The sequence below is a fragment of the Burkholderia sp. Bp9142 genome, assembly GCF_003853415.1.
Taxonomy (GTDB): domain Bacteria; phylum Pseudomonadota; class Gammaproteobacteria; order Burkholderiales; family Burkholderiaceae; genus Burkholderia.
Genome location: NZ_QTPP01000009.1, coordinates 108348 through 122413, shown reverse-complemented (window position 1 = coordinate 122413; position 14066 = coordinate 108348). Strand labels below are relative to the sequence as shown.

General features: G+C 67.1%; 14 protein-coding genes. All 14 read left to right on the top strand.

The annotated features are described in order from the left end of the window. The first annotated feature begins 273 nt into the window (after positions 1 to 273). The 14 genes from urtA to ureG all read left to right on the top strand — a co-directional run bounded on the left by urtA (position 274) and on the right by ureG (position 13949). On the top strand, positions 274 to 1581 hold the full coding sequence (urtA, locus tag DIE22_RS12770) for an urea ABC transporter substrate-binding protein (protein ID WP_124496868.1): 1308 nt from the start codon (positions 274 to 276) through the stop codon (positions 1579 to 1581). A gap of 141 nt (positions 1582 to 1722) precedes the next feature. After that, positions 1723 to 3342, top strand: coding sequence for an urea ABC transporter permease subunit UrtB (urtB, locus tag DIE22_RS12765; RefSeq protein ID WP_124605232.1), 1620 nt, complete (start codon positions 1723 to 1725; stop codon positions 3340 to 3342). A gap of 1 nt (position 3343) precedes the next feature. Beyond that, on the top strand, positions 3344 to 4531 hold the full coding sequence (gene urtC, locus DIE22_RS12760; RefSeq protein ID WP_124496870.1) for an urea ABC transporter permease subunit UrtC: 1188 nt from the start codon (positions 3344 to 3346) through the stop codon (positions 4529 to 4531). Next, entirely contained in the window at positions 4528 to 5385 is an 858-nt protein-coding gene (gene urtD, locus DIE22_RS12755) for an urea ABC transporter ATP-binding protein UrtD (protein ID WP_124496871.1), read from the top strand. Before urtC ends, urtD begins: the two co-directional genes overlap by 4 nt. 4 nt (positions 5386 to 5389) lie before the next feature. Continuing rightward, positions 5390 to 6082: an urea ABC transporter ATP-binding subunit UrtE gene (urtE, locus tag DIE22_RS12750; protein ID WP_124605231.1), complete on the top strand. Its 693-nt coding sequence runs from the start codon at positions 5390 to 5392 to the stop codon at positions 6080 to 6082. A 480-nt stretch (positions 6083 to 6562) separates the two neighbouring features. Further along, a complete protein-coding gene (locus tag DIE22_RS12745) occupies positions 6563 to 7294 on the top strand; it encodes a type IV toxin-antitoxin system AbiEi family antitoxin domain-containing protein (RefSeq protein ID WP_124605230.1) in 732 nt (243 codons plus the stop codon). Next, the gene (locus DIE22_RS12740; protein WP_124605229.1) at positions 7294 to 8286 is read left to right on the top strand and encodes a nucleotidyl transferase AbiEii/AbiGii toxin family protein; all 993 of its coding nucleotides are present in this window, start codon (positions 7294 to 7296) and stop codon (positions 8284 to 8286) included. Before DIE22_RS12745 ends, DIE22_RS12740 begins: the two co-directional genes overlap by 1 nt. Before the next feature lie 234 nt (positions 8287 to 8520). Next, complete coding sequence (locus tag DIE22_RS12735; protein WP_124605228.1) at positions 8521 to 9396, top strand: urease accessory protein UreD; 876 nt, start codon at positions 8521 to 8523, stop codon at positions 9394 to 9396. A gap of 239 nt (positions 9397 to 9635) precedes the next feature. After that, complete coding sequence (ureA, locus tag DIE22_RS12730; protein WP_006406310.1) at positions 9636 to 9938, top strand: urease subunit gamma; 303 nt, start codon at positions 9636 to 9638, stop codon at positions 9936 to 9938. A gap of 14 nt (positions 9939 to 9952) precedes the next feature. Beyond that, positions 9953 to 10258: an urease subunit beta gene (locus DIE22_RS12725; protein ID WP_044846264.1), complete on the top strand. Its 306-nt coding sequence runs from the start codon at positions 9953 to 9955 to the stop codon at positions 10256 to 10258. 29 nt (positions 10259 to 10287) lie between these two features. Beyond that, the gene (gene ureC, locus DIE22_RS12720) at positions 10288 to 11994 is read left to right on the top strand and encodes an urease subunit alpha (protein WP_124496874.1); all 1707 of its coding nucleotides are present in this window, start codon (positions 10288 to 10290) and stop codon (positions 11992 to 11994) included. A 17-nt stretch (positions 11995 to 12011) separates the two neighbouring features. Next, the gene (gene ureE, locus DIE22_RS12715; protein ID WP_124605227.1) at positions 12012 to 12620 is read left to right on the top strand and encodes an urease accessory protein UreE; all 609 of its coding nucleotides are present in this window, start codon (positions 12012 to 12014) and stop codon (positions 12618 to 12620) included. Beyond that, positions 12607 to 13287 (top strand): urease accessory protein UreF, encoded by a 681-nt coding sequence (locus DIE22_RS12710; protein WP_124496876.1) that lies wholly within the window; start codon positions 12607 to 12609, stop codon positions 13285 to 13287. The genes ureE and DIE22_RS12710 overlap by 14 nt, the downstream gene beginning before the upstream one ends. A gap of 14 nt (positions 13288 to 13301) precedes the next feature. Continuing rightward, positions 13302 to 13949: an urease accessory protein UreG gene (gene ureG, locus DIE22_RS12705; protein WP_124496877.1), complete on the top strand. Its 648-nt coding sequence runs from the start codon at positions 13302 to 13304 to the stop codon at positions 13947 to 13949. Positions 13950 to 14066: the final 117 nt, after the last annotated feature.

Sequence of the window (14066 nt, the reverse complement as noted above, 5' to 3'; positions counted from 1 at the left end):
TGCGCGCCCGTTTCCGTTTCCGCTCCCGTGCTTCCCCTGCCTTCGCGTGCTTCGATGCCCAAGCGTGCGCACCGTGCACCATTTGCGCCCGCACGAGCGCACCGCAACGGGTCGCGCATGCTGCACGACGTGTCATCCGCACCGCACCGACGCCCCGCGCCCTCCCGCACAGGCACGCCCGGCGTGCATTCGCGCGACTGGCACATGCCTTGCGTTACTCCGATGCCGGCGCCGCCACGGCGCACGCGTATCCAACACGTCAAGGGGAACCCGATGAAACGTCGCAGTCTGCTGAAGTTCGGTTCGATGGCCGGTGCACTCGCGCTGGCGGGCAAGAGTCCGTTCGCGCACGCGGCCGATGCGGGCACCGGCCCGATCAAGGTCGGCATCCTGCATTCGCTGTCGGGCACGATGGCGATCTCCGAAACGTCGCTGAAGGACACGGCGCTGATGACGATCGCCGAGATCAACAAGAACGGCGGCGTGATGGGCCGCAAGCTCGAGCCGGTGGTCGTCGATCCCGCCTCGAACTGGCCGCTGTTCGCGGAGAAGGCGCGCCAATTGCTCACGCAGGACAAGGTCGCGTGCGTGTTCGGCTGCTGGACGTCGGTGTCGCGCAAGTCGGTGCTGCCGGTGTTCGAGGAACTGAACGGCCTGCTCTACTACCCGGTGCAGTATGAAGGCGAGGAAATGTCGCGCAACGTGTTCTACACGGGCGCCGCGCCGAACCAGCAGGCGATCCCGGCCGTCGAGTACCTGATGGGCGCCGAAGGCGGCGGCGCGAAGCGCTTCTTCCTGCTCGGCACCGACTATGTGTACCCGCGCACGACCAACAAGATCCTGCGCGCGTTCCTGAAATCGAAGGGCGTGAAGGACGCCGACATTCAGGAGGTCTACACGCCGTTCGGCCACAGCGATTACCAGACGATCGTCGCGAACATCAAGAACTTCGCGCAGGGCGGCAAGACGACCGTGATCTCGACGATCAACGGCGATTCGAACGTGCCGTTCTACAAGGAGCTCGGCAACCAGGGGATCAAGGCGACCGACGTACCGGTGGTCGCGTTCTCGGTCGGCGAGGAAGAACTGCGCGGGATCGACACGAAGCCGCTCGTCGGCCATCTGGCCGCGTGGAACTACTTCATGTCGGTGAAGAACCCGACCAACACGAAGTTCAAGGACCAGTTCGCCGCATGGGTGAAGGCGAACAGCCTGCCGGGCGGCGCGAAGCGCGTGACCAACGACCCGATGGAGGCGACCTATGTGGGCATCCACATGTGGAAGCAGGCCGTCGAGAAGGCGAAGAGCACCGACGTCGACAAGGTGCGCGTCGCGATGATCGGCCAGACGGTTGCCGCACCGTCGGGCTTCACGCTCGCGATGGACGGCAACCATCACCTGCACAAGCCGGTGATGATCGGCGAGATCCGCGGCGACGGGCAATTCAACGTCGTGTGGAAGACCAAGACCGCGGTACGTGCGCAGCCGTGGAGCCCGTTCATCGCGGGCAACCAGGGCAAGCCGGACATCGTCAGCTCGATTCCGGCGTTCCTGCGCCGGCAGCGCGCGGCGCTCGTCTGATGCGATGCGGCGCGCCGCGCACCGGCGTGGCGCGCCGCTCGCACGCAGCTGCAGGCAGGCCGCCGCGAGTGCGGTGACGAACCGCACTCGCCCGCGCACCGCTGCACGCATTCGCGTTCCCACGCCCGACAGGATCTCCCGATGCCTACACGCTTTCGCCGCGCCGCCGTCGCGGTCGTCGCCTGTGCCGCGCTGGCGTGCGCGCTGCCGCGCGCCGCGTTCGCCCTGACGGCCGCCGATACCGCCGCGCTCGCCGGCGACGACTTCGACGCGAAAACGGCCGCGATCGAACGGCTCGCCGCCGATGCCGATCCGCGCGCCGTCGCACTGCTCAATGCGCTGTCGACCGGCGACGCGCTCGCGACCGGCGACGGCCGCCTGCTGATCCAGGCCGGCGACACCGCGCACGACGCACTGACGCAGGCCACGACGCCGGCCGGCGATGCGCAGCCCGTGATGCTGAACAACCTGCTGCGCACGAAGATCGCCGGCGCGCTGTCGGGTTTCGCGCTCGCATCGCCCGATGTCGCCGCGCGTCGCGACGCGATCGACGCGCTGCTGAAGTCGCCCGACCCGGCGCTCAAGCCGATGATCGACCGCGCACGCGCGAAGGAAACCGACCCGGCATTGAAGCGCCGCCTCGACGCCCTGTGGGCGATCGCCGCGCTGCACGATGCCGATCCGGCGAAGCGTCTCGATGCCGTGCAGGTGGTGGCCGCGCGCCGCGATCTCGACATGATCGAGCAGTTGCGCCCGCTCGTCGCGAAGAACGCGGACGGCAGCTACATGGAACCCGACGCGCGCGTGCGCGAAGCCGCGCAGCAAGGGCTCGATGCATTGCACGCGCTGCAGCGCCGCGGCGAGATCGCCGGCACCGTGTTCGCGGGTCTGTCGCTCGGCAGCGTGCTGCTGCTCGCGGCGCTTGGCCTCGCGATCACGTACGGGCTGATCGGCGTGATCAACATGGCGCACGGCGAATTCCTGATGATCGGTGCGTATGCAACCTATGTCGTGCAGACGCTGATCCAGCGCTACGCGCCGGCCGCGTTCGACTGGTATCCGCTCGTCGCGGTGCCCGTATCGTTCGCGGCGGCCGCGCTGGTCGGCATCGTGCTCGAACGGCTCGTGCTGCGGCACCTGTACGGCCGCCCGCTCGAAACGCTGCTCGCGACCTTCGGCGTGAGCCTGATCCTGATCCAGGCAACGCGCATGCTGTTCGGCGCGCAGAACGTGCAGGTCGTGAACCCGTCGTGGATGAGCGGCGGCGTGACCGTGATGCAGAACCTGATCCTGCCGTACAACCGGCTCGCGATCCTCGCGTTCGCGCTCGCGGTCGTGTTCGTCGCCTGGGGCGTGCTGACGAAGACGCGGCTCGGCCTGTTCGTGCGCGCGGTCACGCAGAACCGCCGGATGGCCGCGTGCGTCGGCGTGAAGACCGCGCGCGTCGACGCGTATGCGTTCGCGTTCGGCGCGGGCATCGCGGGCCTCGGCGGCTGCGCGCTGTCGCAGATCGGCAACGTGGGCCCCGACCTCGGGCAGAACTACATCATCGATTCGTTCATGGCGGTGGTGCTCGGCGGCGTCGGCCAGATCGCCGGCACCGTGCTCGGCGGCTTCGGGCTCGGCCTCGTCAGCAAGGCGATCGAGCCGTTCTGGGGCGCCGTGCTCGCGAAGATCGCGGTGCTCGTGATGATCGTGCTGTTCATCCAGAAACGCCCGCAGGGCATGTTCGCCCCGAAGGGACGCAGCGCGGAGGCCTGACATGACTTCATTCACCGATTCGTTGTCGAACCCGGTCGCCGGCACGCCGAAGCCTTCCGCCGCCGCACGCGCGGAAGGCGGCTTCGCACTCGGCCTGCCGCCGCGCCCCGCGCTGCTGTCGCGCCGCGCATGGCTCGCGCTCGTCGCGCTGTGCCTCGCGATCGGCATCGGCGTGCCGCTCGCCGCGCTGGTCGCGCCGGAGGCGAGCGCGTTCCATCTGTCCGCGTATGCGATGACGCTTGCCGGCAAGCTGATGTGCTACGCGATCGCCGCGCTCGCGCTCGATCTCGTGTGGGGTTACTGCGGCATCCTCAGCCTCGGCCACGGGCTGTTCTTCGCGCTCGGCGGCTATGCGATCGGCATGTACCTGATGCGCGAGATCGGCCGCGACGGCAAATACGGCAGCGACCTGCCCGACTTCATGGTGTTCCTCGACTGGCATCAGCTTCCGTGGTACTGGAGCGGCACGCAGCATCTCGCGTGGGCGCTGCTGCTCGTCGTGCTCGTGCCGGCCGTGCTCGCGTGGGTGTTCGGCTTCTTCACGTTCCGCTCGCGCGTGAAGGGCGTGTACCTGTCGATCATCACGCAGGCGCTGACGTTCGCCGCGATGCTGCTGTTCTTTCGCAACGAGACGGGCTTCGGCGGCAACAACGGCTTCACCGACTTCAAGCGCATCGCCGGGTTTCCGATCACGTCGCCCGGCACGCGCACGGTGCTGTTGCTGCTGACCTTCGCGACGCTCGTGCTCGCGTTCATCGCCGCGCGCGCGATCGTCACCAGCAAGCTCGGGCGCGTGGTCACCGCGGTGCGCGACGGCGAGACGCGGCTGATGTTCCTCGGCTACAGCCCGCTCGCGTACAAGCTGTTCGTGTGGACGCTGTCGGCCGTGCTGTGCGGGATCGCGGGCGCGCTGTACGTGCCGCAGGTCGGCATCATCAATCCCGGCGAGATGTCGCCCGGCAACTCGATCGAAATGGCGATCTGGGTCGCGGTGGGCGGGCGCGGCACGCTGATCGGGCCGATCGTCGGCGCATTCGCGGTGAACGGCGCGAAGAGTCTCTTTACCGCGTACTTCGCCGAATACTGGCTGTTCTTTCTCGGCCTGATCTTCGTGCTCGTGCCGCTCTTGCTGCCGCGCGGCATCATGGGCCTCGTCGAAACGCTGCTCGCGAAGGGGAAACGCGGATGAACGGCACGGCCCTCTACCAGTTCACGCCGCCGCCCGAAGACGAGCTGCTGGCCGTCAGCGGCACCGCATCGATGGGCCGCGTGGTGCCGCCCGGCATCGACACCTCGCACGGCACGATCCTCTACCTCGAGGATATCGAGGTGAGCTTCGACGGTTTTCGCGCGCTGAAGAAGCTGTCGCTCACGATCGACGCGGGCGAGCTGCGCTGCGTGATCGGCCCGAACGGCGCGGGCAAGACGACGATGATGGACGTGGTCACCGGCAAGACGCGTCCCGATGCGGGCAAGGTGTTTCTCGGCCAGACCATCGACCTCGCGCGGATGAACGAGCCCGAGATCGCGCGTGCGGGCATCGGCCGCAAGTTCCAGAAGCCGACCGTGTTCGAACAGCACCCGGTATGGGAAAACCTCGAACTGGCGATGCAGACCGACAAGGGCTGGCTCGCGTCGCTGCGCGCGCGGCTCGACCGCACCGCGCAGGCGAGGATCGAGGAGACGCTCGCGCTGATCGGCCTCGAAAGCGACGCGTATCGCGCGGCGGGCGAGTTGTCGCACGGACAGAAGCAGCGGCTCGAGATCGGCATGCTGCTGATGCAGCGCCCTGCTCTCCTGCTGCTCGACGAGCCGGCGGCCGGGATGACCGACCACGAGACGATGGAACTCGCCGCGCTGCTGAACACGCTGCGCGGCACCTGCTCGATGATGGTCGTCGAGCACGACATGGAGTTCGTCGCGGCGCTCGCGGGCGACACGGGCCGCGTGACGGTGATGGCCGAAGGCGCGGTGCTCGCGCAAGGCACGCTCGACCAGGTCAAGCGCGACGATGCGGTGATCGAGTCTTACCTCGGACGATGATGCGATGCTGAAGATCGATGCATTGAACCAATACTACGGCGGCAGCCATATCCTGCGCAACGTGAACCTGACCGCCGACGACGGCAAGCTCACCGTGCTGCTCGGCCGCAACGGCGTCGGCAAGAGCACGCTGCTGCGCTGCCTGATGGGCGTCGTCGCCGCGAAGAGCGGCAGCGTGTCGTGGCGCGGCACGGCGCTCGGCGCGCTGCCGCCGTATGCGCGCGTCGCGGCCGGGCTGGCATACGTGCCGCAGGGCCGCGACATCTTTCCGCGGCTCACCGTCGAGGAAAACCTGCTCGTCGGCGCGGCGAGCCGCAAGGCGCCGTCGAAGGTGCCCGACCGCATCTACGATCTGTTCCCGGTGCTGAAGGACATGCGCGCACGGCGCGGCGGCGACCTGTCGGGCGGCCAGCAGCAGCAGCTCGCGATCGGCCGTGCGCTGATGAGCGAGCCGCAGCTGCTGATCCTCGACGAGCCGACCGAAGGCATCCAGCCGTCGATCATCCAGGACATCGGCCGCACGCTGCGCCAGCTCGTCGACGAATCGAAGATGACCGTGCTGCTCGTCGAGCAGTATTTCGACTTCGCGCGCTCGATCGCGGACCATTACTGGGTGATGAGCCGCGGCGAGATCGTCGCGGGCGGCGACGCGCGGGACATGGAGGCGAACGGCGTGCGGGAACTGATCGCGGTGTGACGTGCGCCCGAATGGCCAAATTGCCGCGAATGACCTGCGCGCCTGCGGCAAGGATGGTTCGGGGGTTGAGGCCAGCCGAATGCGACTACTTTGCCGCCGGCGCAGGTCGTTCGCACGCACGGTGTGATATTCCGGCGCGCTTCCTCCCCCCATGACAAGAGGCGACGCGGAGTTGGCACTGCGACAGACCGTGCGCTCCCGTTGCCGGTGTCCAGGTCGCTTCCGACCGTCACGATCCATGCGTTAATTATTCGCAAATTATCAAATAAAGTCGCTATTTCTCGCACACAGTCAACGCGTTGCCCCCGCAATGGGTCCTGTCATCCCGATACACCGCCATCCCGCCAGGCGCACGTGAGCCCGTGTCCTGGGCGGGTGACTCAAGGTGCGGCGCGATTCGGCGCAATAGCGTTAAAAAATTGCAGATAATCAAATATTCCCTGTATATACTGCAATCAGACAACGCCCTAGTCACCCTCGATGAGCAACAAAACAGTCCAGCGGTTGATGCAGGAGACCCTGCGCGGCTACCCCATCGATTCCGAAACGCTTCGGAACATGGGTGTCAGCGCGGCCTTGGCGTCGCATATGCTCAAGTCCGGCTGGCTGCAGCGCCTTTCAAAGGGCATCTACCTGCTGACCGGTGACACACCCTCGCGAGACGGCATCATCGCGTATCTTGGCCGACGAGTCCCCGGCATCCACGTCGGCGGCAAAACAGCCCTCGCCTGGCAAGGTGTGCGCCACAACATCGCGTTCAAGGAGAAGGTCGTTCTATGGGGCCCGCGACCGTATCGCATTCCCTCATGGGTAGCGGAGCACATGCCCTACACGTACCAGACCACTGCGTTGTTCGACGAATCGTTGCCCTACTCGTTCGGGCTGACACAGCTTCCCGCCGGGGGGCCTGACGTGCTTGTGTCCGTTCCGGAGCGAGCCATATTGGAACTTGCAAGCGACATCGGAAAGGGCCAGTCGATGGAGGAAACGACCAATCTAGTGATCGGATTGCGCAACCTGCACGTCAAGACGCTGGACGTGCTTCTACACCACTGTACGAGCGTGAAGGTCGTACGGCTGGTGCGGGATCTTGGACAGGGCGCGGATTTTCCATGGGCACGAGACCTTCAGAAGCATGTCAACCGTCTCGGCGAAGGCACGCGATGGTCGAACAAGATGAAGAACGGCAAGCGACTCACACTCAAACCGTGATGAACCAGATCTATGTAGACACCGTCCGGCTGATGCTCGCGATTGCACCGATCGTCTTCGACACGCCGTGCTTCGCGATGAAAGGCGGTACCGCGCTAAACCTGTTCCTGCATGACATGCCGCGTCTTTCGGTCGATATCGATGTCGTGGTCACCGATCGAAGCCTGAACCGCGAAGAAGCGCTCGAAGCGATCGACCAAGAGCTGGATCGAACCCGGAAGCAAATCGAGGCCGACGGACATGCGACGGAGTTCTCGGCCGCCTCCTCATCCGGGAAAGCGCAAGGCGACGATGTGAAGCTCGTGGTCATTTCCGGCGCGACCGCGGTCAAGGTCGAAGTCAACTACATCTTCCGAGGCACATTGCTTGACCCCGTCCAGCGCGCCCTCACGAAGCAGGCCGAGGACACGTTCAGCACCAGCATCGAAGTCCCGACGCTTCATGAAGCCGAGCTCTACGGCAGCAAGCTGGTGGCTGCATTGGACCGCCAGCATCCGCGCGATCTTTTCGACGTGATGCATATGTACTCGCGCCATGGGTTGCGCCCGGATATCGTGGATGCGTTCGTGGGCTACCTGTCCGGGCATAACAGGCCGATTCACGAGGTGCTCTTTGGACCGAAGCATTCGATGGCAGAGGCCTATGACGCCGATTTCGTCGGCATGACAGCCGACCCCATCGACCTGGCAACGCTCGAAGAAACGCAAAAGCGGCTCCATCGGGAACTGCCGGCCTCGCTCACGGAGAACCATCGTCAATTCCTGATATCGCTGGTCCGGGCCGAGCCCGACTGGTCCTTGATGCCATACGCGCATCTGCGCGAGTTGCCGGCCCTGAGAGGGAAGCTCATCAACCTCGAGAATCTCAAGAAGAAAAAACCGGAGGTGTTCGCACAGCAGGAGTCGGCGCTCCGCGAGAACTTCGCCAGGCAGGACAAGGAACATGCGCCAGCTGACGCGGTGACCGACACCACGCCACGGAGCCCGGAGTAAGGGCGTCAGCCACGTGGCGCCGTTTTCGCGCCGCTCCGTCCAGCGTGCGCGTCGCGTGCTAGCGGTCAGCACCGCAATTTGGCGGGCCTCGAACGCTTCCAAGCCCCGTCGAAGGAACCGCCCAGGCCGGTGACCCAGCGGATTCGCGGCTCGCCCGAACCCGGCGCTTTCAACGCAGACGGCATCTGCATTATTGTTCCAGTAGCATCCACGTTTTCCGCGCCCTTTCCGCCGATGTCCGCCCCCGACTCCCACGCCCCGCTATCCCGCCCCGCCGTCGCCAAATCGTGGCGCGGCCGCCTCGAACTCGGCTTCGAACGGCACGGCGCGCGCACGACGCTCGTCCATCGGCTGCACGATGGCCCGCTGCGCGTGCAGCGGCCGCTGTATCCGGAAGGCGACGCGATCTGCCACGCGGTCATCGTTCACCCGCCGGGCGGCGTCGCGGGCGGCGACCGGCTCGACATCGACATCGCGCTCGGCGACGGCACGCACGCGGTACTGACGACGCCCGGCGCGACCAAGTGGTACAAGTCGAACGGCCTCGACGCGACACAACGCATCGACATCACGGTCGGCGCGCACGCGAAGCTCGACTGGCTGCCGCAGAACAACCTGTTCTTCGACGCGGCCCACGCCGCGCTCGACTTCACCGTGACGCTCGGCGCCGGCGCGAGCGCGATCGGCTGGGACGCGACGCAGCTCGGCCGGCAGGCGGCCGGCGAGACGTGGTCGGCAGGCCGCATCGCGTCGGGTTCCGCACTCGTCGATGCCGACGGCCGGCCGCTGTGGACCGAGCGCGCGCTGCTCGACGCGCACGATCCGCTGCGCGGCGCGCTGCAGGGTCTCGCCGGCTTTCCCGCATACGGCACGCTGTGGGCGGCCGGCGCCGCGTGCGACGCGGCACTCGCCGAAGCGCTCGCCGCGCGGATGCCGTTCGACGACACGCTGCGCGCGGGCGCGACCTGCGTGACGTCCGGCGTCGTGCTGGTGCGCGCGCTGTCGACCTCGATGGAAGCGCTGCAGCGTCACTTCACCGACTGCTGGCTATACCTGCGGCCGCTCGTGCACGGCGTCGATGCACGGCCGCTGCGCCTCTGGCAAACCTGAAGGCGCCTGGCCCCGCACGCACCGTTTCGGCGCAGCGCCGCCGCCCGCGGTGCCCGCGATCCATGCATCGCGCACCACGAACGCGCATCGCCGCGCGTTCCAGCGGCATGGCACGCCCCTTGCTGCTTACATAACGGATACACGACGCGCGCAAATCGGCACGGTGCTACGATGAACCGCGCCGTCGCCGGAACCGCTGCGCATCGATAAAAATTACGTTTTCCTGAACGACTGCCTTCATGAAACTGACTCCCCGAGAGAAGGACAAGCTGCTGATCTTCACGGCGGCGCTGCTGGCCGAGCGTCGCCGCGCGCGCGGGCTGAAGCTCAACTATCCGGAAGCGGTCGCGTTCATCACCGCCGCGCTGATGGAAGCCGCGCGCGACGGCAAGACCGTCGCCGAGGTGATGCACTACGGCACGACGCTGCTCACGCGCGACGACGTGATGGACGGCGTGCCGGAGATGATCCCCGACATCCAGGTCGAGGCGACCTTCCCCGACGGCACCAAGCTCGTCACCGTCCACCACCCGATTCCGTGACCGAGGCCACCCGCATGATTCCCGGCGAAATCCTCACCGACGACGGCGAGCACGAACTGAACGCGGGCCGCGCGACGATCTCGCTCGTCGTCGCGAACACCGGCGACCGCCCGGTGCAGGTCGGCTCGCACTACCACTTCTTCGAAGTCAACGACGCGCTGTCGTTCGACCGTGCGGCCGCGCGCGGCTTCCGGCTCAACATCGCGGCCGGCACGGCCGTGCGCTTCGAGCCGGGCCAGACGCGCACCGTCGAGTTGGTCGAGCTGGCCGGCGAACGCGCCGTCTACGGTTTTCAGGGCAAGGTGATGGGGCCGCTGTAAGCCGCGCCCCGCTCTTCAGGAACAGCAACATGACACTACGCTTGAGCCGCCGCGCGTACGCGGAAATGTTCGGGCCGACGACGGGCGACCGCGTGAGGCTCGCCGATACCGAACTGCTGATCGAGATCGAACGCGACTACACGACCTACGGCGAGGAAGTGAAATTCGGCGGCGGGAAGGTGATCCGCGACGGGATGGGCCAGTCGCAGCGCGTGGCCGCCGACGTGCCCGACACGGTCATCACGAACGCGGTGATCCTCGACCACTGGGGCATCGTGAAGGCCGACATCGCGATCAAGCACGGCCGCATCGCCGCGATCGGCAAGGCCGGCAACCCGGACATCCAGCCCGGCGTGACGATCGCGATCGGCGCCGCGACCGAAGTGATCGCCGGCGAAGGGTTGATCGTGACGGCCGGCGGCATCGACACGCACATCCACTTCATCAGCCCGCAGCAGATCGACGAGGCGCTCGCGTCGGGCGTCACGACGATGCTCGGCGGCGGCACCGGCCCGGCCACCGGCACCAATGCGACCACCTGCACGCCGGGCCCGTGGCACATGGAGCGGATGCTGCAGGCGGCCGACGGCTGGCCGATCAACCTCGGCTTCCTCGGCAAGGGCAACGCGAGCCTGCCGCAGCCGCTCGTCGAGCAGATCGCGGCCGGCGCGATCGGCCTGAAGCTGCATGAAGACTGGGGCACGACGCCCGCCGCGATCGACAACTGCCTGTCGGTCGCCGACGACACCGACACCCAGGTCGCGATCCACACCGATACGCTGAACGAAGGCGGCTTCGTCGAATCGACGGTCGCCGCGTTCAAGGGCCGCACGATCCATACGTACCACACCGAAGGCGCGGGCGGCGGCCATGCGCCCGACATCCTGAAGGTGTGCGGCGAGGCGAACGTGCTGCCGTCGTCGACCAACCCGACGCGCCCGTACACGATCAACACGCTCGACGAGCATCTCGACATGCTGATGGTGTGCCACCACCTCGATCCGTCGATCGCCGAGGATCTCGCGTTCGCGGAATCGCGGATCCGCCGCGAGACGATCGCGGCCGAGGATATCCTGCACGACCTCGGCGCGCTGTCGATGCTGTCGTCCGACTCGCAGGCGATGGGCCGCGTCGGCGAAGTGATCATCCGCACCTGGCAGACCGCGCACAAGATGAAGGTGCAGCGCGGCGCGCTGCCGGAAGACGGCGCCCGCAACGACAACTTCCGCGCGAAACGCTACGTCGCGAAGTACACGATCAACCCGGCGATCACGCACGGGATCGCGCACGAAGTCGGCTCGATCGAACCCGGCAAGTGGGCCGACCTCGTGCTGTGGGAACCGGCGTTCTTCGGGATCAAGCCGTCGATGATCCTGAAGGGCGGGATGATCGCGATGGCGCAGATGGGCGACCCGAACGCGTCGATCCCGACGCCGCAGCCGGTCCACTACCGCGAGATGTTCGCCACGCGCGGCGGCGCGCTCGCGCGCACGTCGCTGACCTTCGTGTCGCAGATGGCCGCCGATGCGGGCATCGCCGAACGCTACGGTCTCGCGAAGCGCATCGTGCCGGTGCGCAACTGCCGCAACGTGACGAAGGCCGACATGATCCACAACGCGTGGCGCCCGTCGATCAGCGTCGACCCCGAAACCTACGACGTGATCGCCGACGGCCAGTTGCTCACGTGCGAGCCGGCGTCGGTGCTGCCGATGGCGCAGCGCTATTTCCTGTTCTGATTTCCGGCTTTCGCTCCATGCGCACCCTCGACAAACGCATTGCCCCGAACGTGAAGCTCGCTGCGTCGCTCGTCGCGCGCGCGCCGACGCTCACGCTCGCCTACGACGCCCGCTGCAAGAGCCGCCTCGCGGCCACGCTCGATACCGGCGAGGACGTCGCGGTCCTGCTGCCGCGCGGCACCGTGCTGCGCGACGGCGACGTGCTGGTCGCCGACGACGGCGCGCTCGTGCGCATCGCCGCGGCGCCCGAGACCGTGCTGCTCGTGCGCGCGGCCGACCCGCTCACGCTGATGCGCGCCGCCTATCACCTCGGCAACCGTCACACGCCGGTCGAGATCGGCGACGGCTACCTGAAACTCGAAGCCGATCCGGTGCTCGCGGACATGCTGCGCCGGCTCGGCACGCAGGTCGAGGAGGCGAGCGCACCGTTCCAGCCGGAAGCCGGTGCATACGGCGGCGGCCACAAGCACGGACACGATGCGACATTCGCCGAGGATTACGCACTCGCGCAGCAGGTGTTCGGCGAACACCACGGCCACTCGCACGATCACGATCACGATCACGATCACGATCACCAGCATGGTCCGGGCTGCACGCACGGCCACCACGGCCATGACCATCACTGAGCTCGTCGCGCTGCTGCATCTCGCGTCGCCCGCGCTGCCGATCGGCGCGTTCAGCTATTCGCAGGGACTCGAAGCCGCGCTCGACGCGAGCCTGATCCGCGACGCCGACACCGCGCGCGACTGGATCGCGAGCGGGCTGACCGACGTGCTCGCGCACGGCGAGCTGCCGTTCCTCGCGCACCAGCTCGCACGTTGGCAGGCCCATGACGCGCACGCCCTCGCCGCCGAAAACGCGTGGTTCGTCGCGAGCCGCGAATCGGCGGAACTGCGCCGCGAGACCGAGCAGATGGGCTGGTCGCTCGCGCAACTCTGCGCGTCGCTCGAATGGGGCGATGCCGCGCGCCGCACGACGCTCGCGTCGCTGTCGCCGATCGCGCTGCCGACCGCGTTCGCCTATGCCGCCGCCGCACACGACGCGAGCGCCGACGCCGTGCTCGCCGCGTACGCATTCGGCTGGGTCGAGAACCAGACGTCGGCCGCGCTGAAAGCGGTGCCGCTCGGCCAGCTTGCCGGGCAACGCATCATCGTCGCGCTGCGCGGCGCGATCGACGCGGCCGTGCGCCGCGCGCTCGCGACGCCGCCCGACGCCGTCAACACGTTCGCGCCGCAGCTCGGCATCCTGTCCGCGCGGCACGAAACCCAGTATTCGCGGTTGTTCCGCTCCTGAACCCGACCCACGCCATGAACGCACCCGCCCCCTCCTCCGCCCGCCGCACCAAGAAACTGCCGCCGCTGCGCGTCGGCATCGGCGGCCCGGTCGGCTCCGGCAAGACCACGCTGCTCGAAATGCTGTGCAAGGCGATGCGCGAGCGCTACGACCTCGTCGCGATCACGAACGACATCTATACGAAGGAAGACCAGCGCCTGCTGACGGTCGCGGGTGCGCTGCCCGAGGAACGCATCATGGGCGTCGAGACGGGCGGCTGCCCGCACACGGCGATCCGCGAGGATGCGTCGATCAATCTCGAGGCCGTCGACCGGATGCTGTCGCGCTTCCCGGACGCCGACATCGTGTTCATCGAATCGGGCGGCGACAATCTCGCGGCGACGTTCAGCCCCGAGCTGTCGGACCTGACGATCTACGTGATCGACGTCGCCGGCGGCGAGAAGATTCCGCGCAAGGGCGGCCCCGGCATCACGAAGTCCGACCTGCTGGTGATCAACAAGACGGATCTCGCGCCGCTCGTCGGCGCGAACCTCGACGTGATGGCGTCCGACACGAAGAAGATGCGCGGCGAACGGCCTTATGTGATGGCGAACCTGAAGGCGCTCGAAGGCGTCGCGGAGGTCGTCGCGTTCATCGAGAAAAAGGGGTTGTTGACGGTTTGAATAAGTGTCCAGGCAGAACCACCTAGCATTTGCGCACACAAGAGCGAGTCCGCTGCCGAAAAGCCTCCAGCGACTTTGCGCAGCCAATTGAACTCGGCTAGCATCGATTTCTTACAT